Source organism: Actinomadura coerulea (assembly GCF_014208105.1).
Taxonomy (GTDB): domain Bacteria; phylum Actinomycetota; class Actinomycetes; order Streptosporangiales; family Streptosporangiaceae; genus Spirillospora; species Spirillospora coerulea.
Genome location: NZ_JACHMQ010000001.1, coordinates 5,780,542 through 5,799,475, shown reverse-complemented (window position 1 = coordinate 5,799,475; position 18,934 = coordinate 5,780,542). Strand labels below are relative to the sequence as shown.

18 protein-coding genes are annotated in these 18,934 nt (G+C 72.8%); 10 read left to right on the top strand and 8 right to left on the bottom strand.

Annotated features, from left to right (window positions below; translation table 11 throughout):
• Window positions 1–15 precede the first annotated feature (15 nt).
• The 3 genes from BKA00_RS26650 to BKA00_RS40625 all read left to right on the top strand — a co-directional run bounded on the left by BKA00_RS26650 (window position 16) and on the right by BKA00_RS40625 (window position 2,479).
• Complete coding sequence (locus BKA00_RS26650; protein WP_185029332.1) at window positions 16–801, top strand: PP2C family protein-serine/threonine phosphatase; 786 nt, start codon at window positions 16–18, stop codon at window positions 799–801.
• A 528-nt stretch (window positions 802–1,329) separates the two neighbouring features.
• Window positions 1,330–1,674 carry a DUF2752 domain-containing protein gene (locus BKA00_RS26645; protein ID WP_230298766.1) on the top strand — a complete coding sequence of 115 codons (345 nt, stop codon included), beginning with the start codon at window positions 1,330–1,332 and terminating at the stop codon, window positions 1,672–1,674.
• 88 nt (window positions 1,675–1,762) lie between these two features.
• The gene (locus BKA00_RS40625) at window positions 1,763–2,479 is read left to right on the top strand and encodes an RDD family protein (RefSeq protein ID WP_185029329.1); all 717 of its coding nucleotides are present in this window, start codon (window positions 1,763–1,765) and stop codon (window positions 2,477–2,479) included.
• A 220-nt stretch (window positions 2,480–2,699) separates the two neighbouring features.
• Here BKA00_RS40625 and BKA00_RS26635 read toward each other — a convergent pair whose 3' ends face one another.
• Complete coding sequence (locus tag BKA00_RS26635; RefSeq protein ID WP_185029327.1) at window positions 2,700–3,467, bottom strand: hypothetical protein; 768 nt, start codon at window positions 3,465–3,467, stop codon at window positions 2,700–2,702.
• A 226-nt stretch (window positions 3,468–3,693) separates the two neighbouring features.
• On the opposite strand from BKA00_RS26635, the gene BKA00_RS26630 reads away from it, so the two are divergent.
• From BKA00_RS26630 to BKA00_RS26620, 3 genes are all read left to right on the top strand, one after another.
• Complete coding sequence (locus tag BKA00_RS26630; RefSeq protein WP_185029325.1) at window positions 3,694–4,482, top strand: ABC transporter ATP-binding protein; 789 nt, start codon at window positions 3,694–3,696, stop codon at window positions 4,480–4,482.
• A 106-nt stretch (window positions 4,483–4,588) separates the two neighbouring features.
• Window positions 4,589–5,362 (top strand): sulfite exporter TauE/SafE family protein, encoded by a 774-nt coding sequence (locus tag BKA00_RS26625; RefSeq protein WP_185029323.1) that lies wholly within the window; start codon window positions 4,589–4,591, stop codon window positions 5,360–5,362.
• A gap of 89 nt (window positions 5,363–5,451) precedes the next feature.
• The gene (locus tag BKA00_RS26620) at window positions 5,452–5,688 is read left to right on the top strand and encodes a hypothetical protein (protein ID WP_185029321.1); all 237 of its coding nucleotides are present in this window, start codon (window positions 5,452–5,454) and stop codon (window positions 5,686–5,688) included.
• Window positions 5,689–5,741: 53 nt separating this feature from the next.
• Here the strand turns inward: BKA00_RS26620 and BKA00_RS26615 are convergent, their stop codons facing one another.
• The 5 genes from BKA00_RS26615 to BKA00_RS26595 all read right to left on the bottom strand — a co-directional run bounded on the left by BKA00_RS26615 (window position 5,742) and on the right by BKA00_RS26595 (window position 11,534).
• Window positions 5,742–6,428: a class F sortase gene (locus BKA00_RS26615; RefSeq protein WP_185029319.1), complete on the bottom strand. Its 687-nt coding sequence runs from the start codon at window positions 6,426–6,428 to the stop codon at window positions 5,742–5,744.
• 4 nt (window positions 6,429–6,432) lie between these two features.
• On the bottom strand, window positions 6,433–7,137 hold the full coding sequence (locus BKA00_RS26610; protein ID WP_185029317.1) for an SH3 domain-containing protein: 705 nt from the start codon (window positions 7,135–7,137) through the stop codon (window positions 6,433–6,435).
• Between the two features lie 364 nt (window positions 7,138–7,501).
• Window positions 7,502–8,416 (bottom strand): Rieske (2Fe-2S) protein, encoded by a 915-nt coding sequence (locus BKA00_RS26605; RefSeq protein ID WP_185029315.1) that lies wholly within the window; start codon window positions 8,414–8,416, stop codon window positions 7,502–7,504.
• 105 nt (window positions 8,417–8,521) lie between these two features.
• Window positions 8,522–10,774 (bottom strand): molybdopterin oxidoreductase family protein, encoded by a 2,253-nt coding sequence (locus BKA00_RS26600; protein WP_185029305.1) that lies wholly within the window; start codon window positions 10,772–10,774, stop codon window positions 8,522–8,524.
• A gap of 139 nt (window positions 10,775–10,913) precedes the next feature.
• Window positions 10,914–11,534 (bottom strand): hypothetical protein, encoded by a 621-nt coding sequence (locus BKA00_RS26595; protein WP_221493300.1) that lies wholly within the window; start codon window positions 11,532–11,534, stop codon window positions 10,914–10,916.
• A gap of 245 nt (window positions 11,535–11,779) precedes the next feature.
• On the opposite strand from BKA00_RS26595, the gene BKA00_RS26590 reads away from it, so the two are divergent.
• The gene (locus BKA00_RS26590; protein WP_185029303.1) at window positions 11,780–12,880 is read left to right on the top strand and encodes a CapA family protein; all 1,101 of its coding nucleotides are present in this window, start codon (window positions 11,780–11,782) and stop codon (window positions 12,878–12,880) included.
• 126 nt (window positions 12,881–13,006) lie between these two features.
• Complete coding sequence (locus BKA00_RS26585) at window positions 13,007–14,809, top strand: SDR family oxidoreductase (RefSeq protein WP_185034837.1); 1,803 nt, start codon at window positions 13,007–13,009, stop codon at window positions 14,807–14,809.
• Window position 14,810: 1 nt separating this feature from the next.
• On the opposite strand, the gene BKA00_RS26580 is transcribed toward BKA00_RS26585, so the two are convergent.
• Both BKA00_RS26580 and BKA00_RS26575 read right to left on the bottom strand, forming a co-directional pair.
• Entirely contained in the window at window positions 14,811–15,803 is a 993-nt protein-coding gene (locus tag BKA00_RS26580; RefSeq protein WP_185029301.1) for a helix-turn-helix transcriptional regulator, read from the bottom strand.
• A complete protein-coding gene (locus BKA00_RS26575; RefSeq protein ID WP_185029298.1) occupies window positions 15,800–16,906 on the bottom strand; it encodes an LLM class flavin-dependent oxidoreductase in 1,107 nt (368 codons plus the stop codon). Before BKA00_RS26575 ends, BKA00_RS26580 begins: the two co-directional genes overlap by 4 nt.
• A 105-nt stretch (window positions 16,907–17,011) precedes the next feature.
• Here BKA00_RS26575 and BKA00_RS26570 point away from each other — a divergent pair, with 105 nt between their 5' ends.
• Both BKA00_RS26570 and BKA00_RS26565 read left to right on the top strand, forming a co-directional pair.
• Window positions 17,012–17,773 carry an endonuclease/exonuclease/phosphatase family protein gene (locus tag BKA00_RS26570; RefSeq protein WP_185029296.1) on the top strand — a complete coding sequence of 254 codons (762 nt, stop codon included), beginning with the start codon at window positions 17,012–17,014 and terminating at the stop codon, window positions 17,771–17,773.
• Between the two features lie 101 nt (window positions 17,774–17,874).
• Window positions 17,875–18,930 (top strand): MBL fold metallo-hydrolase, encoded by a 1,056-nt coding sequence (locus BKA00_RS26565; RefSeq protein WP_185029294.1) that lies wholly within the window; start codon window positions 17,875–17,877, stop codon window positions 18,928–18,930.
• Window positions 18,931–18,934: the final 4 nt, after the last annotated feature.

Here is an 18,934-nt window from a genome sequence, read left to right as displayed (position 1 = left end):
GTCATCGAAATTGGTATGAACGTAGCAATCAGGTACGCAGCAGGCAGCGACATCGGGTGCAACCGGGAGAACAACGAGGACTCCGGGTACGCCGGTGCGCGGTTGATCGCGGTCGCGGACGGCATGGGCGGGTATGCGGGCGGCGAGGTCGCGAGCTCGACCGTGATCGGCTCACTGCGCTCGCTGGACACCGATGCCCACAAAGACGATCTTGTCGACATGCTGGGCCGCGCCGTGGCCGAGGCCAACGAGAAGTTGCGCATCGTCCGGGAGGAACGCCCCGACCTGAGCCGGATGGGCACCACGCTCACCGCCATGCTCTGGTCCGGCGAGTCCGTCGCGCTGGCGCACGTCGGAGACTCGCGCGGCTACCTGCTGCGCGACGGCGAGCTCTTCCAGATGACGCAGGACCACACCATGGACGAGCTGCTCAAGGCGGAGGCCGAGCAGGCCGGCCAGCAGGCCGACCCCGCGGAGACGTCCCGGCTCTCGCACGTGCTGTACCGCGTGCTGGACGGCCGCGACGACCGCGAGCCCGACCTGCGGCTGCGCGAGGCCCGTCTCGGCGACCGGTACCTGCTGTGCTCGGACGGCCTGAGCGGCCCGGTCGACGCGCAGAAGATCTACGAGGTGCTGTCCGCCGAGGCCGACCCGCAGCGCGCCGTCGACCGGCTGATCGAGATGGCCCGCGACAACGGCGGCCCCGACAACATCACCGCCGTCATCGCCGACGTCGTCGAGGCCGAGCACCTCTCCGGCGCCGACCAGTCCGTCATCGTCGGCGCCGCCGCGCAGGCCTGACGTCCCGCCCGGCCCCGCAGCCCCGGGCCGGACGCCGGACCCGGCCCGACGCTCCCCGGGCCGGACGATCCTTCGGGCCCAGACGCCCCCGGGCCAGGCGCGACGCGCCGATCCGCCCGTCCGCGCGACACGCCGTGCCCTCAGGGCGCCGCGCCCTGCCCCGGTCTCCGGCGCATCCCCGGCATCGCCCCGTCCGCGCGCACGTCCCGTTCGCCGCACGCCCCGAACCGGACGATTCATTCATGCTCGGAACGCGAAAGAGTGCCCATGTAGCAGGTGATTTGTCCTACTCTTGCCCAAGAGGTGGGGTAGCCGAGCACTGAGTAACGGTCTGACACCGGATCGTTGCCCGGACTTGACCCGCCTCAGGGTGCACCCGATATACGGGTCACTCACCTGTATGTCATCGAGGCGGAGGATTCGTTGGGGGGAGCGCCCGGGGCGGCGTCCGCCGGTGCACCGCGAGGTGCTCTCGGGGGGATCGTCAGCCGGACCCTCACCGCAGCGCGGCACGGACCCCAGGGTGCGGTGCTGCGTGTCGCGGCGATGGCCGTCGCGGCCATCGGCGCGTCATGGATCCACCGCGTGAACGACCCCGGCGTGCTCTGTCCCCTGCGGGCACTCACCGGAATCCCGTGTCCCCTGTGCGGGGGCACGACCGTGTTCATCGAGTTCGGCTCGGGCCGCCCCGGCCAGGCCGTCCTCGCGAACCCGGTCGCGCTCACCGGCGCCATCGCCGTCGCCGCCGCACCACTGGGGCTGGGTGACCGGTGGTGGGCACTCCAGCCGAAGACCCGTGCCTGGATGCTCGGCACCGCCCTCGTCGGGTCGGAGCTGTGGCAGCTCGTCCGGTTCGGTGTTCTGCGGGTTTGAGCCGCGGTCGGTCCTCGGTCAGACTTGCGGAGCCCACCGGGTCCGGCGGGCGTCACATAACCACAGGGTCAATCAATAAGGAGCAAGTGTGGGCAACCCCTACGACCCGTACGGTCAGCAGCCGGGCTACGGGCAGCAACAGCCCGGGTACGGCCAGCAGCCCCCGGCCCAGCCCGGCTACGGCCAGCCCCCGGCGCAGCCCGGCTACGGCCAGCCTCCGGCGCAGCCCGGCTACGGCCAGCCCCCCGCGCAGCCGGGTTACGGTCAGCCCCCGGCGCAGCCCGGGTACGGCCAGCAGCCCCCGGCCCAGCCCGGCTACGGAGCGCCCTCGGGCCCCTCCCAGCCCGGCTACGAGGTGCACCACCACCACTACGGCTCGGGCGGCCAGCTCGCCGAGTGGGGCTCGCGCGCCGGCGGCTACATCATCGACTACCTGATCTTCGGTGGTCCGGTGTTCGTGCTGTACATCCTGATGATCGTGCTCTCCAGCTCCGGCAGCTCGGGCGCGGCGCTGTTCGGGCTCCTGCTCATGCTGATCGGCGCGGCCATCTCCATCGCGGGCGGCCTCTGGATCTGCTACCAGGAGGGCACCACCGGCCAGTCCATCGGCAAGCGCCAGATGGGCATCCGCCTCGTCGGCGCGCAGACCGGCCAGCCCATCGGCTTCGGCATGGCCTTCGTGCGCAAGATCGCGCACGTCGCCGACAGCTTCCTGTGCTACATCGGCTTCCTCTGGCCGCTGTGGGACGAGCGCAAGCAGACCTTCGCCGACAAGATCTGCAACACCATCGTGGTCCGCGCCTGACCCACGACCCACGACAGCGGGGCGCCCCACCCGGGACGCCCCGCTTCGCTGTGCACGCCCAAAACCCCAGACGAAGCCCGCACTCCGCTAGCTGTAGTGACCAACGTCCATGGTCACTACAGCTAGCGCTCCGCTCCAGGCACCGGGCGGTTTCTTTGTGGGGGGCGACCCCCCACGCCCCCCGGGCAGGGGCGGAGCCGACCCGGCGCCTTCCGCTCCGCTAGCGCTCCGCTCCAGGCACCGGGTCGAACGCACTGTTGCAAGCCGCCACCAGGGCGCGGCGTACGGCGGCGTCCAGGAGGCGGAGGGCCTCGCCGCGGCGCCTCATCTGGTCGGCGCTGAGGCCGCGGTCGTCCATCTGCCGGGCGAGGTCGACGACCAGGGACAGGCGGCCGGCGAGGGCGGCGACGCGGTGGGCGCGGGGCGGGTAGCCGGGGGACAGCGGGTGGTCGCCGCGGTCGGGGTCGCGCAGGTCGACCAGCGCGTCCGCGATCTCGGGCGGCACGCCGGCGAAGTCGTCGACGGCCAGCAGCGCCTCGGTGGCGTCCCCCATGGCGAGCGTGAGCCGCCGGTCGGCCTCCGCGAGGGACGGGACGTCGGGCGGCGCCGCCGACGCGTCGTGCGTCGTCCAGCGGACGCCCACGTAGGACGAGCCGCGCCGGTCAAGCGACGGGACGAGCCCCATCGCCCGCCCGCCGAGCACGGCGACGGCCGCGGCGCCCGCCTCGATCGCCGCGGCGTTGAAGGACGGCGGCCCGGTCAGTCCGAGCGGATCGCCCGGCTCGGGCAGGGCCAGCCGCAGCGCCGCCAGACCGCCGACGCGCAGGTCGCCGAGGCCGCGCCGCAGCGTCACCTCGGCGGGCTCGCCGCCGACGATCTGCGGGCCCGCGCTCTTCTCGATCTCGTCGACGGCCTCGTCCAGGCCGACGTGCCCCGTCAGCCAGGCGTTGCCCCAGGCGACGAGGGCGATCGCGACGGCCCTGCTCATACGTCCGTGCTCATTCTCGGTCTCGTGCGTTCCGCAATGGGCATGCGATCCACGATAAGCGCTCGGATCGCCGGTGCCACCGGACGTAAGGGACCTCTCGCGCCGCGGGAGTGTTCCTGGACCGTTCTTCTGGTGCGATCCCGGGGGGCCACGGCCGCCCCGGATCGCATAGGTTCTTTCCTGCAAGCGGGAGCACGGACCACCGGATTGGGGACGAAGGCGCGCGATGGCAGGCGAGGTGCTTCAACTCCGCGGAGTCGGGGTCAGGCGCGGCGGGGCCACCCTGCTGCGCGACGTCACATGGACGGTCGACGAGGGCGACCGGTGGGTCATCGTCGGCCCGAACGGCGCGGGCAAGACCACGCTGCTGCAGATCGCCGCCGCCATGCTGCATCCCACCGAGGGCAGCGTCTCCATCCTGGAGGAGGAGCTCGGCCGCACCGACGTGTTCGAGCTGCGCCCGCGGATCGGCCTCGCCAGCTCCTCGGTCGCGGAGAAGGTCCCGGCCGGTGAGACGGTCATCGACCTGGTGCTGACCGCCTCGTACGCGATCATCGGCCGCTGGCAGGAGGAGTACGACTCGACCGACCTCGACCGGGCCGTCGCGCTGCTGGAGGCGCTCGGCGCCGCCGACCTGATCCGCCGGACGTTCAGCACGCTGTCGGAGGGCGAGCGCAAGCGCGTCCAGATCGCCCGCGCGCTCATGCCCGACCCCGAGCTGCTGCTGCTCGACGAGCCCGCCGCCGGCCTCGACCTCGGCGGGCGCGAGGACCTCGTCGCCCGCCTCGCCGCGCTCGCCGACGACCCGGCCGCGCCCGCCATCGCGATGGTCAGCCACCACGTGGAGGAGGTCCCGGAGGGCTTCACCCACGCGCTGCTGCTGCGGTCCGGGGGCATCGTCGCCCAGGGCAAGGTGGACGAGGTCTTCACCCCCGAGCACCTGTCGGAGACGTTCGGGCTCCCGCTGACGATCGACCGCCAGAACGGCCGCTGGTACGCCCGCTCGGCCCGTTGAACCGGGCGGGATGCCACAAAACGGCCCCCCGATCGACGGCCGCGCGCCGCGGGATCCCTACGATGTACGCGCCGTCGGGAACTCGTAGCGCAGGGATGGGACGTACGTGAATCTGCTGGACGCGGCAGCCGTGTTCGCGGCCGGTGTGGCCGCCGGAGGCATCAACACCGTCGTCGGGTCCGGCTCCCTGATCACCTTCCCGACCCTGGTCGCGCTCGGCTACCCGCCCGTGGTCGCGAACATCTCCAACAACATCGGGCTCGTCCCGGGCGGCGTGACGGGCGCCTACGGCTACCGCCACGAGCTGAAGGGGCAGCGCGGCCGGCTGACGCGCCTGGCGTCCGGCTCCTTCGTCGGGGCCGTGATCGGCGGCCTGCTGCTGCTCGGACTGCCCGCCGAGGCGTTCGACGTCATCGTCGTCGCGCTGATCGTCATCGCGCTCGTCCTCGTCATCGTGCAGCCGCGCCTGCAGAAGTGGATGCTGCGCCGCCGGGAGGGGGAGCACCGCCCGCAGCACGGCGGCCCGGCGCTGTGGGTCGGCGTGCTCCTCGCGGGGATGTACGGCGGCTACTTCGGCGCCGCGCAGGGCATCATCCTCATCGCCCTGCTCGGCATCATGCTGGACGACGACCTGCAGCGCCTGAACGCGGGCAAGAACGTCCTGTCGGCCGTCGTGAACGGCACCGCCGCGATCCTGTTCACGCTCATGTGGCTGTTCGCCGACGCCCGGATCGACTGGTGGGTCGTGCTGCTCATCGCCGCCGGCTCCACCTGCGGGGGCGTGATCGGAGCCAAGGTCGGCCGCCGCATCCCGCCGCTGGCGCTGCGCGCCGTGATCGTCGTCGTGGGCGTCGTCGCGATCGTGAATCTCCTGGCCTGACCAGGGCTTTCGCACCTTTTGGAAGGATTGCGGGCAGCGCGTTCCGGGTATAAGTCGAATATACGTTCGACTACCGGAGGTTCGCGCGGATGAAGGGCGACAGGGTCGAAATCGTGATCGACGCCGGCGAGGGAACACGGACGTACGAGGTCGCGGCGAGCCGGGCGGGCCGCCGCGTGGAGATCGCGACGCGGCGCGGCGTCGTGGAGGTCAGCGAGGTCACCCGGACGGGGACCCCCGTCCGCACGGCCCGCTTCATGGCGAGCCGCGTCCTGGCCCTGGTGGAGCACCCCGTGGCCACCGACGGCCGCGAACCGTCCGGCTGACGGCCGCGAGCCGGGCCCGGCGGGGGCGGGCCCGGCTCGGCGGCCACCGGCCGTCAGGACTTGCGGTGGGTCCCCGGAACGGCGTTCCGGGGACCGGGGATCAGGGACGCGTAGACGATGACGTTGTCCAGGTAGTGCCCCCGCTTGCGATCGAACCTGCCGCCGCAGGTCACCAGGCGCAGCTCCGGCCGCCCCCGCTGCCCGTAGACGCTGTCGGTCGGGAACCGGTCCTTGTCGACGCGCTCGATCCGGTCGATGCGGAAGGCCGGCGCGGTGCCGTCCTCACGGACGATCTCGATCCGGCGGCCCGGGCGGAGCGCGCCGAGCTCGTAGAAGGCGCCCGGCCCCGACTTGGAGTCGACGTGGCCGACGAGCACGCTGCTGCCGTTCTCACCGGGCGTCGGGCCGTCCTCCCACCAGCCGACCTCCCGGACCCGGTTCAGCGGCGGGACGCCGAGCGTCCCGTCCCGTTCCGTGGTGACGCGGCGGATCGGCGCGTCGACCCTGATGGACGGAATTCTGACGCGTTCCGGAACGGACGGCCGGAGCGCGTTGTCCGGCTCGGGCTCGGCGTTCACGGGAGTCGGCTGCACGAGATCCGAGGACGGCGGTTGCGGTGGCGGACCGGTGTGGTCGCGCACCAGTCCGACCACGAACATCGCGGTCCCCGTCGCGATGAGCGCGGCGGCCAGCCGGTACCAGAAACGGCTCGACCGGCCGCCGCGCCTTCTGCTGTCCATGGGCTCAGGAAACGCCCTTCACCTGACGGCGACGGGCCGCGACGGCGATGCCGCCTCCGAGGGCGAGGACCCCGAGACCGGCGCCCGCCAGCATCGGGAGGCTCGACATCGAGGTGCCGCCGCCACCGGCCATGACGCCGCCATGCGGCTTGATCGGCTTGAGGTAGGTCCGCGAGACCCACTTGCCGATCCAGGCCGGCGGGACGCTCTGGCGCAGCTGGGTCCAGCCGCTGTTCTTGCAGTCGGCGCCGATGTGCTTGCCGTAGGGCAGCGTGCCGACCTGCTTGAACTTGGTGCCGGGACCGTTGCGGACCGCGAGGCCGTGCCTGGCGGTGACCTCGTAGCGGCAGACGCTGACGGACGCGATCGGCTTGAGGTAGGTCCGCGAGACCCACTTGCCGATCCAGGCCGGCGGGACGCTGCCGCGAAGCTGGGTCCAGCCGCTGTTCTTGCAGTCGGCGCTGATGTGCTTGCGGTACGGCAGCGTGCCGACCTGCCTGTACTTGACGCCGGGACCCGTGCGGACCGCCAGGCCGTGCCGTGCGGTGACCTCGTACCGGCAGACCGCCGCCCGGCTGGCGGTGGCCGCCGCCTCGGCGTGGCCCGCGTCCGTCGCCGCGACGGCGACGGCTCCGCCGGACAGCAGCGACAGACCGCCCGCCGCACCGGCCACGGCGAGCGCCATGCCGGTTCGCGCGCTTGTCCTCATTCTTCCCCCATCGAAATGATCTTCGTTGCCGGAGGTGTCCGGCATCGTGTTCCTTGATCACGCTTCCCGGGGGGAATTCCGCGCATGTCGTGCTGGTCGCAAACATTGAGAATAGTGATCAGTGCGAACCGTGAAGGCTTTGGTGCGGAACGATCAATGGCAATCTCCATGGCCCCGACGAAAGGCCCATAATGGACATCCAGACCCCATTGAAAGGGGTCAATCAGTGAAAACCCCATGATCTCCCTGGCGTTCGGTCCATACCGGCATCGTCACGGGACGGCGGGCATGCGCGAAGGCGCCCGCGCGGATGCGCGAGCGCCTCAGATCGGAGCCGTTAGAACGAAGCCTTCAGATCGGAGCCTCAGATCGGGCGGACCTGGAGGGTGCCCTCCTCGGTCACGCGGGTCTCGAAGGACGGCTGGCGGGCGGTGGCCGGGCCGTGGACGACGGAGCCGTCGGCGACGCGGAACGTGCTGCCGTGCCAGGGGCAGACGACGCAGGTGTCGGCGCCGTCGTCGGTCAGGACGCGGCCCTGGTGGAGCGGTCCGGCGAGGTGGCTGCAGCGGTCGGCGAGGACGTGCACCTCCTCGCCCTGCCGCAGCACGAACAGGTCGATGTAGCCGAGGCGCCGGGAGACGGGCCAGCCGTCCGGGAGGTCCTCGACGGCGCACAGGTCGTGCCAGCCGAGGGGGACCAGGTGGGCGAGCTGGTCGGCGTGGCTGGCGCCCGCGGCCTGCCGGAACGCCAGGTGCCCACCGAGGTAGGCGCCCGCGACGAGGGCGCCGAGGCCCGCGAAGCCGAGCGCGCGCCCGGCGGCGTCGCGGCCCTGGTAGCGGGCCACGAAGGACGCCGAGTACAGCATGCTCGCGGTGGCCGTCCCGGCGGCGTGGACGAGCCCGACGCGCTGCTGCTCGCGGTGCAGGGCCGACCAGTCGGCGATGCCGGTGAGGACGGTCGGGACGGCGCCGGCGAGCCCGGCGGCGACGAGGACCTGCGAGGCGCGGCGCGTGCCGGGGACGAGGTCCAGGACGGCGGCCGACATCCACAGGCCTATGGGCAGGTCGGTGAGCGGCGGGTGGGCCGGGTGGCCGACGGGGACGCCGTGGAGGGCGTCCTTGACCGGCCCTGGGCGCAGTACCCGCCGCACGGCCCCGGACAGCACCCGGATGGGGCGGTCCAGGCCGCTGGCGTGCTCCAGCTCCTCGGTGACGTCGGCCAGCCGCGCGGTGGTCGGGGGGCTCTCCCCGCGCCGGAAGATGTTGACCCGTCGGTTCATGCCCCTCCTCCGCGGCCTGCTGGGACGCCTGTTGCGACCCTAGTCTCCCGCGTTCCTCCGCGGCCAGTCATACCTACCTGGTGCCGGGAGGGGCTAAACAACGGGTCAGCGTGCCGCCTCCAGGGTGACGGGGACCCCGTTGAGGACGGCGTTGCCCGAGAGCGGGTCGATCTCCTGCTCGTCGGTGACGGCGTTGACGTTCACCCCGGCGTGCAGGCTCGCGACGCGCGTCCGGGTCCCGGGGCGGTCGTGGCCCCAGCCGTGCGGCAGGCTGACCACCCCGGCCATGATCGTGTCGGTGGGCTCGGCGACGGCCTCCAGGGACCCCGCCCGGGACGTGACCCGGACGGTGTCGCCCGCGGCGACGCCGAGGCGTTCGGCGTCGGCCGGGTTGAGCTGGAGGGTGCAGGTGTTGGAGCCGCGCACCAGCTCGGGGACGTTGTGCAGCCAGCTGTTGTTGGACCTCAGGTGGCGGCGCCCGATCAGCACCATGCCGGGCGCCGCCGGGCCGCGCAGGGCGGAGCGCAGCCGGTCGACGTCGGCGGCGCACGTGGACGGGCACAGCTCGATCCGGCCGGACGTGGTGCACAGGACCTCGTCCAGCCGCGGCCGGAGGGCGCCGAGATCGAGCCCGTGCGGGTACTCGGTGCGCAGCCGCGCGAGCGTCAGGCCGGTGAAGCCCGAGGCGCCGCCCGGCTCCTCGCGCAGCGCGGGCTCACCGCCGAACGCGTCGCCGTAGGGGCCGAGGCGGAGCATCATGTCGAGCCGCTGCTCGGTGAGGGTGCCGGTGTCGAGCATCTTGCGCAGCTCGTCGGGCTCGCGGCCGAGCACGGGGGAGCCGGGGAGCGCGACGGCCTTCTCCAGCGTCGCCTTGATGATCATCTCGTCGAGGAGGGCGGGGTCGCCGTCCGTCCCGGAGGCGGCCATGGCGAGCCGCGCGAGGATCTCGGCCTCGCCGGGCCGCCCGTCCGGCAGCGGGACGGCCGGCGGCGAGTAGCGCGCGTAGTCGCGGACGGCGAGCCCGGTCAGCGCGATGTCGTAGTGCGGGGTCTGCGCGGGGCGCGGCGGCGGCAGGACCACGTGCGCGTGCCGGGTCGTCTCGTTCAGGTAGGGGTCGACGCTGACCATGAACTCCAGGCCGCCGAGCGCACGGTCGAGCCGGGCGGCGTTCGGGGCCGACAGGGCCGGGTTCCCGCCGATCGTGATCAGCGCCCTGACCTGGCCCTCGCCCGGCGTCTCGATCTCGTCGGCGAGCGTCGCGACGGGCAGTTCGCCGTTGACCTCGGGCAACCCGCGGACGCGGCTGCGCCACCGCCCGGTCGTGAACGGCTTCTTGCGCCGGTACACCGGGGCGTGGGCGGGCCGCGGGAACATCGCCCCGCCCGGCCGGTCGAGGTTCCCGGTGAGGGTGTTCAGGACGTCCACGAGCCAGCTGTTCAGCGTCCCGTAGGCCTGGGTGCACGTCCCGATGCGGCCGTAGACGGCGGCGCGCTCGGCGGCGGCCAGCTCGCGCGCGGTCCTGCGGATCGTCGCGGCCGGGACGCCCGTGACGGCGGCGACGTCCTCGGGGGCGAAGTCGACGGCGAGGGCGCGCAGGTCGTCCAGGCCGTTGACGCGTCCGGCCAGGTGCCCGGCGGAGCTGACCAGCTCCTCGGCGAACAGGGTGTGGACGAGCGCCATCAGGAAGAACGCGTCCGTCCCCGGCCGGATGAACAGGTGCTCGTCGGCGAGGGCGGCGGTCCGCGTCCGGCGCGGGTCGACGACGGTGATCTTGCCGCCGCGCGCCCGGATCGCCTTGAGCCGTCCGGGGAAGTCGGGGGCCGACGCGAGGCTGCCGTTGGACTCCAGCGGGTTCGCCCCGAGCATGAGCAGGTGCCCGGTGCGGTCGAGGTCGGGCACGGGGATCGCCAGGGGGTCGCCGAACATGTGCCCGCACGCCACGTGCTTCGGCATCTGGTCGGCGGTGCTCGCCGTGAAGAGGTTGCGGGTGCCGAGCGCCTTGACGATCGCGGACCCGTACAGCGGCCCCGCGATCGAATGGGCCGTGGGGTTGCCGATGTAGACGGCGACGGCGTCGCGCCCGTGCCGCGCGACGACCTCCGCCAGCCTCCGGCCGACCGTCTCGAACGCCTCGTCCCATCCGGAGGCCTCGCCCGCCACGAGCGGCTCCGCCAGCCGGTCGGGGTCGCCGTCCAGGCTCCCGAGCGTCGCGCCCTTGGGGCAGATGTAGCCCTTGCTGAACGGGTCCTTCCCGTCACCGCGGACCCGCGTGACCGCACCGGCCTCGTCGAGGGTCAGTTCGAGCCCGCACAGGGCTTCGCAGAGGGGACAGGTGCGGAAGGCCGTGCGGTCGCCCATCGAGACACTCCTTGTGAACGGGACCGTCTCTCTATCATGGCCGCCCGAACTTCACTGCGCTACGCCATAAAGCGCCCTATAAAGGCACTTTGGCATTTATTCCGCCCTAAACCCCATTCAGCACCCTCGCGCGGGCGGTTCAGGCGGCGAAGGGCGGGGCCGACTTGAAGGCGGGGTGGAGCTCGATGGTGGGGGCCAGGGCGGCGAGGATGCGGCGGGCGCGGGAGAGGGGGTGCTCGGGGAAGTGCGGGTCCCAGCCGGGGTCCTCGGAGAGGTTGCGGGGCAGGCCGCCCTGGAGTTCCGGGGCGTAGGCGTGCTGCGCCCACCAGCGCATCATGTCCTGGAGGTCGCGGCCCTGCCCGTACTCGGTCAGGTAGTGGTTGAGCGCGGTGCTGTCGCGCATCCCGGTGACGCCCTGCTCCAGGCACTGGATCTTCAGGACGAGGCTGCGGTCCGCGCGCGGCACGGTGAAGGAGGCGACGTAGGCCACGCCGGTCGGGCGGTCGGGCAGCGGCAGCTTGACGATCTGCCGCACGGCGGGGAGCCCGTCCAGCGTGATCACGTCAAGCTCGATCAGCCCGCCGCCGGAGCCGGCGGTCTTGGCGGCGGTGCCGCGGCGCAGGAGGTCGAGCTGCTCCAGGGAGGCCGGCAGGTCGGGCGGGATGTCGAAGCCGTAGAGGGCGACGGTGTCGCCGTCGGCGTTGCGGAAGGCTCCGGGTTGGAGGGGCTGCCAGCCGGTCTGGTCGAAACGCAGGGACATGAAGCTGCACGTTAACGCACAGAACGGGGCGGATGGGGAGCGGCCGGGCGGGAGGTCGCCACGGTCGTCGGATGCGCGGCCTCGGCGTCCGGAGTGCGGTCATGCGGGGCGACTTGTCCCCATCAACATGAACGGCTCAAGGGACAGAGTTGCACGTCTTTGCCGAGACGCGGCGCGCTCGTGGCATGCTGGGCCGATCCGACCCACAGGTCCACGGGGGGCCGGACGGAGGCGAGGCGATGGCCATGCGGGGGAAGACGGGCATGCGGGGCGCGACGGCCCTGGTCATGGTCGGGGTTGCCCTGGCCGCGGCGGCGTGCGGCGGCTCGGACAAGTCCAAGGCGGAGGGCGCGACGCCCCCGGCGTCGCCGTCCGGGCGGCAGCAGGGCGGGACGCAGCCCGCGAAGGCCGCCAAGCAGCCGATCCTGATCGCCTTCGGCGGCGACACGCACTTCGAGGGGTCGCTGCGCGGGCGGCTGGCCCGGCCGTCCACGGCGCTGGGCCCGGTCGCGAAGCAGTTGCGCGCCGCGGACCTCGCCATGGTGAACCTGGAGACGGCCATCACGACCGGGGGGACGCCCGCGCCCGGCAAGCAGTTCACCTTCCGGGCACCGGCGACCGCCCTCACGGCTCTGAAGGCCGCGGGCGTCGACGTGACCTCCATGGCCAACAACCACGGCATGGACTACATGGAAGGCGGCCTGCGCGACTCCTTGGCCGCCATCAAGCGCAGCGGGTTCCCGGTGGTCGGCATCGGCAAGAACGCGGACGCCGCCTACCGCCCGTACCGCGTCACGGTGAAGGGCAACAGGATCGCCATCGTCGGCGCCACGCAGGTGCTGGACGACCACCTGATCCAGGCGTGGACGGCCACCGACACCAAGGGCGGCCTCGCGTCGGCCAAGGACGTCCCGCGCATGGTGCAGGCGGTGAAGGAGGCGCGCCAGGGCTCGGACGTCGTCATCGTCCATCTGCACTGGGGCGCCGAGCTGAAGGGATGCCCGCTGCCCCGCCAGCAGGAGCTGGCCAAGGCGCTCGTCGCGGCGGGCGCCGACGTCGTGGTCGGCGGGCACGCGCACATCCCGCTGGGCGGCGGCTACATGAACGGCGCGTACGTCCACTACGGCATGGGCAACTTCGTGTTCTCCTCCGCGCAAGGGCAGACGGCTAAGTCCGGCGTGCTCTTCCTCAAGGTGGTGAACGGCAAGGTCGCCAAGGACAAGTGGAGCCCCGCGCTCATCTCCGGAGGCATCCCCGTGCCGATGCAGGGCGCCGCCGCCAAGGCGGAGGTCAGGCGATGGAACGGTTTGCGCGCGTGCACCGGCCTGAGCGCGCGTCCGTCCTGAGCTGGACGGACCCGGCCAGAATGCGCACGATCCTGCGCCGGCCGGTCCGCTGGGGAACTGTGGACACGCCGCCCCAGGGGCGTAGTTTCACGGGAAACGAGCTCCTAGGGACAGGCGGGCGTGCCGATGCGTGACCAGTGGGTGAGGTCGGGCGAGATCGAGCTGGCCGTGCGGGTGCGGGGCGCGGAGGGGCGGCCGACGGTCGTCCTCGTCCACGGCTATCCCGACACCGGCGCGATGTGGGACGAGGTCGCCGGGCGGCTCGGCGAGCGGTTCCGCGTCGTCGTCTACGACGTGCGCGGGGCCGGCGCGTCCGGCGTCCCGGCCGACCCGCTGGACTACCGGCTGGACGCGCTCATGGGCGACCTGGAGGCCGTCCTGGACGGCGTGGGCGCCGACGAGCCCGTCCACCTGGTGGGGCACGACTGGGGCTCGGTGCAGGGCTGGGAGGCCGTCATCGGGAACCGGCTGCGCGGCCGCGTCGCCTCGTTCACCTCGATCTCCGGCCCGGACCGGCGGCACATGGCCCGCTGGGCGCGGGAGGCCGTCCGGTCCGGGCCGCGGGGCGTCGCGGAGGTGCTCGGGCAGGCGCGGCGCAGCGTCTACATGCCGGTCCTGATGACGCCCTGGGCGGGCGAGGTCGCGGCGCGGGTGCTCGCCGCCGGGTTCGGCCGGGTGATGCGGCTGCGCGAGGGGGCCGAGCCGCGCTCCGGGCACCCCGCAGGCACGCTGCCCGCCGACGCCCGCCACGGGCTCGGCCTGTACCGCGCCAACATGGGCCGTGGCCGCGACGGAGGGGACGGGGGCGCGGGCACACTGGACGACGGGCGGACGGACGTCCCCGTCCAGCTCATCGTCCCCGTCAAGGACCGCTACGGCTCGCAGCCGCTCCTGCTGTCCGCGCGCGGGCCCGTGGAGCGCCTGTACGTGCGGCGCGCACCGGCGGGGCACTGGGTGGCGCGCAGCCATCCCGACCTCGTCGCCCGCTGGATCGGCGAGTTCGTGGAGCACGTCGAGGGCGGGCCGGAGACGCCCGCGATCGCTCACGCGCGCGCGGCGGGGCTGCCCGGCAAGGACTTCGGGGGCGATCTGGTCGTCGTCACGGGGGCGGGCAGCGGCATCGGACGCGCCACCGCCCATGCCTTCGCCGCCGCAGGGGCCCGCGTCGTCGCGGCCGACATCGACGAGGGCGCCGCCGAACGCACCGTGGAGGAGATCCAGGCGGCCGACGGCGAGGCCCACGTCTACGGGGTGGACGTGGCCGACGCCGAGGCGATGGAGCGGTTCGCGGGGTACGTCCGCGAGACGTTCGGGGTTCCCGACGTCGTCGTGAACAACGCGGGCATCGCCATCGCGGGATCGCTGCTCGAGACGTCCGAGGAGGAGTGGAACCGCATCCGCTCCATCAACCTGGACGGCATGTACCGCGGCTCACGCCTGTTCGGACGCCAGATGGTGGAACGCGGCGAGGGGGGCCACATCGTCAACCTCTCGTCGATGGTCGCCTACATGCCCAGCGCGGACATGCCCGCGTACGGCGCCACGAAGGCCGCCGTACTGCAGATGACCGAGAGCCTCCGCCTCGACCTCGACCGCTACGGGATCGGTGTCTCCGCCGTCTGCCCCGGGGTGGTCGACACCCCCATCGTCGGCAGGACCCGGTTCGTCGGGCTGCCGTCCGGCGCGGAGACCGAGCTGCGCGAGCGGATAGGGCGCGCGTCCGAGCGCCGGGGGTACTCGCCGGAAAGGGTCGCGGGGGCCATCCTGCGGGCCGTCCGGCAGAACAGGCCGGTCGTGCTCGTCACCGCCGAGGCGCGCTTCGGCCGCGCCCTCTCCCGCGTGTCGCCCACCGCGAACAGGGCCCTGGCCCGCATGGGACGGCGCGCGGGGGACCGCATCCGGACGGGCTTGGAGCGGCCCGAGGGCTGAGTCAGGCCCGCATCAGGGTCTGCGAGGGCGTCTCGCCGAAGCGCTGCCGGTAGTGGGCGGCGAAACGGCTCATGTGGAAGTACCCGGCCGCCCCGGCGACCTCGGTGATCGCGCCGGGGCCGGGCCTGGCGACGGTGAGCGCGGCGCGGGCGCGGTCGAGCCGCACGCCGCGCAGGAGCTGCGTGGGCGTCATGCCCCACTCGGTCTGGCAGACGACCTGGAGCTGCCGGACGCCGAGCCCCACCGCCGCCGCGACGTCGGTGACCCCGATCGGGCGCTGGTGGTGCGCCTCGACCCACTCCCGGATGATCCCGGCCAGATGGTGGGGGACCCGGTCGGCGGGCTCGGCGAGGCTCGGCGTGCCCGTGTGGGGCAGGCCGAGCAGGATCGCCGTCAGCAGGGACTCCTCCAGGCTGCGCTCCGCCAGCGGGTGGAGGCCGCCCTGCGCCGCCGCGTCGTCGAGGACGTCGCACACGTACCGCCAGGTGCGCTCCACGATCGAGGACGGCACGAGGCCCTCCTCCCCGACGTTGTGGAAACGCAGCGGCGGGGCGTGCTCGCGCCCGAGGTGGGCGCCGAGATGGTCGGCGAGCCGCCCGGTGCTCGTCGCGATGACCAGGCAGCCCTCCGTCGGGTGCGGCGTCATCCGCATCGACTCGTCGTGCGACAGGACGAGGCTTCCCGCGGAGGTCGTCCGGCGGCCGGAGGCCCGGTACTCGACGCCCATGGGCGCCATGGGCGCGCACATGGCGAAGTGTCCCTCCGTGGGCGGCGTGTCCACGATGACGCCGCCGCCCCCGTACCGCACCCAGACGAGGTTGACCGAGCCCACGCCGAGGGCGTTGACCAGGCCGTCCATCGGCACGTCCGGTTCGAGTGCCTGGAGGTCGTGGCCGACGGCGAACGGCTCGACGGTGTCGTGCAGGACTCCCATGTCCTTGCTGAGGACGCGCCGGTGGGCGGACAGGGGCGGTTTCGTCGCGGAAGAAGTCATCGTCCTGGTGGGGAGGCCGGTTCCTGATGGTCGACGGACAGAACACCTCGGGCGCGCAGCCGCGGCATGACCTCGGCTGCGAAGTAGCCCAAATCGTCAGCGTAATTGAGGAACGACAGAGCGATACCATCGAATCCCGCATGAGCGAAATCCGCCAGGCCCTCCGCGACGTCGTCGGGGTCGCCGACCAGCGGGCAGCTGCCGTGCCCGGCCGCGAACCTGCCGCGGTACACCTGGAGCATCTCCGGCGTGAACGACTGCGCGTGCAGCCCCTGCAGCCGCATCACCTCGTCGACGGCGGGCCAGTCGGCGCGCTCGTCGGCGTAGTAGCGCAGGAAGTCCTCCGCCTCCTTCCTCGTCGGGCGGCAGACGACGTGGCCGAGCGTGAAGACGCCCACCGTCCGGCCGTGGGAGGCGGCCTCGGTGCGGATGGCCTTCACGATCTCGGCCCCGTCCTGCGGGCCGCCGACGACGGTGAACGCCCGGTCGGCGTTGCGCGCGGCGAACGAGCGCCCCTGCGTGGACGACCCGGCGTTGATGACGGGGAGACTGTGCCCGTTGTACGGCTTGGGCCTGCCCACGACGTGCTTGAGCTGGAAGAACCGTCCCTCGTGGTCGAACGGCTCGTCGGACGACCAGATGCGCCTGACGACGTCCCACCACTCCTGCGCGAGGGAGTAGCGCGTGTCGTGGTCGCCGGGCAGCGTGAGGCCGAACATCTCGTATTCGGGAGCGTGCCAACCGGCCACGATGTTCAGCCCGACCCGCCCCTTGCTGAGGTGGTCGGCGGTCGCGAGCTGCTTGGCCGCGACGACGGGGTGGTGGAACGCGGTGTGGACGGTGGTGAACACGCGGAGCCGGCTCGTCTGGGCGAGCAGCCCGGACGCCCACACCAGCGGATCGAGGGCGCTGCGGTGGAAGTCGGTGTCCGGCCCCCAGTCCGTCCAGCGCGCGACCGGCAGGAGGAAGTCGATGCCGACCTCGTCCGCGATCCGCGCGAGCCGGAGATTGTCGTCCCAGGTGGCGTGCCATCGCTCCGGTGCGGTCGTGATGGCCAGCCCCGATTCGGTGTTGGGGGAGAACAAGCCGAGTTGGAATCCCATGCAGTACCTTTCTCGTCCAGCGTGCCCGGTATTGCGGTCCGGTCGTGGGCCCAGTATCGGAAGGCGCCACCGCGATGGGCAACGCGGTGACATAGAGTGGCCGCCATGCAGGCGCGCGTCCTCACGTTCAACACCCTTTTCAAAGGCGAGGCCCGAGCGCGGATGGGCGTCCTCGCCGAGACGATCGAGCGGTCGGACTACGACGTCGTCTGCCTGCAGGAGGTCATCTCGTGGCGGGTCCTGCGGCTGCTGCGGCGCGCCGCTATCTCGTATCCGCACGTCTCCTACGTCCCGATGTTCCCGCTCGTCCGCGGCGGACTGGTGACCTTTTCCCGCCATCCGGTGACGCGAAGCCATTTCCGGGCGTACATACCTGCCAGGCCGGCGCGTCCTGAATGGCTGCTGGGCAAGGGCGCCCTGTTCACCCGGGTCCGCCTCCCCGGCGGTCACCTCACCGTGGTGAACACCCACCTCTCGGCGAACCTGGACATGGACTGGTCCCCGTCCAACGTCTACACGCGGGTCGAGAAGGCGGAGCTGCGCCGGCTGGCGGCGGCGGTCAACCGGATTCCGAAGGCGGAACCGATGGTGGTGATGGGCGATTTCAACGTCCCCCGCGATTCCCCCGACCTCGCGGACTTCATTTCGGACACCGGCCTGCGGGATGCTTTCGGCGGCGACACCGAACCGACCTTCCGCCCCGAGTACGCCGAGATCGGCGCCATCGACCAGCTCCTGGTCAGGCCGGGCATCGAGGCGAAGACGCGCCTGGTGTTCAAGGAGAAGGTCCGCCTTCCCGGCGGGCGCTCGACCGTCCTGTCCGACCATTACGGGATCGAGGCCGACCTCACGGGACGCAACGGCTAGCCGTCCTCGCGGGCCACGGCCGTCCAGCCGGCGTCGGTGATGTACTCGCCGCCTGCGACCGGTAGGTGGGCCGCGTGCGGGGCGGCGGTTGGGCTGCCGCCATGTGCGAGACCGGTGGCGGGACGGGGGAGGCGGCGGCGTCGGCGCCGCGCCCGGTGAGGGGCGCGGCGGTCGATCCCGTCGCGCTGGAGCCGGTGGACGAGGTAGAGATCGTCACCCTGGTCGACAACGTCTACGACGCCCTGCTGGGAGACGACGAGCGGATCCGCCGGGCGGGCGGGGGCGCGGGCGTCGTGGCGGCGCCCCAGTTCGAGGGCGGCCGCACCACCGCGGGCATGATCGCCGAGCACGGCTTCTCGGCGCTGGTCACGGTGCGCCGGGCCGGGCGCTCCACCACCCTGCTGTTCGACACCGGCCGGTCGCCCGACGCGATGGTCACGAACGCCGACAGGCTCGGCATCGACCTCGGTGACGTCCAGGGCGTCGTGCTCAGCCACGGCCATTTCGACCACGCGGGCGGGCTGGCGGGGATGGTGGGCCTGCTCGGCGTGCGGTCGATGCCGATGGTGCTGCATCCGCTGGTCTGGACGAGGCGCCGCCTCGCCGTGCCCGGGCGGGACGCCGAGGAGCTGCCCACGCTGAGCAGGCGGGCGCTGGACGGGGAGGGCTTCCAGGTCATCGAGCGCCGCGAGCCCTCGCTGCTCCTGGACGGCAGCGTCCTGATCACCGGCGAGGTGGACCGGACGACCGAGTTCGAGCACGGCATGCCGCCCCCGCACCAGGCCTGGACGGGCGGGGAGTGGGCGCACGACCCGCTCGTCCTCGACGACCAGGCGCTCGTCGTCCATGTCCGGGGCCGCGGGCTGGTCGTGCTGACCGGCTGCGGCCACGCGGGCGCGATCAACATCGTCCGGCACGCGCAGCGGCTGACGGGGGTCGGCGAACTGCACGCGCTCCTCGGCGGGCTGCATCTCGGCGGTCCGGCCTTCGAACCGGTCATCCCGCCCACCGTCGCGGCCCTCACCGACCTCGCGCCGGGCCTCGTCGTCCCGGGGCACTGCACCGGCTGGCGCGCCCAGCACGCGCTGGCCGGAGCCCTGCCCGACGCCTGGGTGCAGGGCAGCACCGGCACCGCGTACCGCCTGAGCGCCGCCTAGCGCG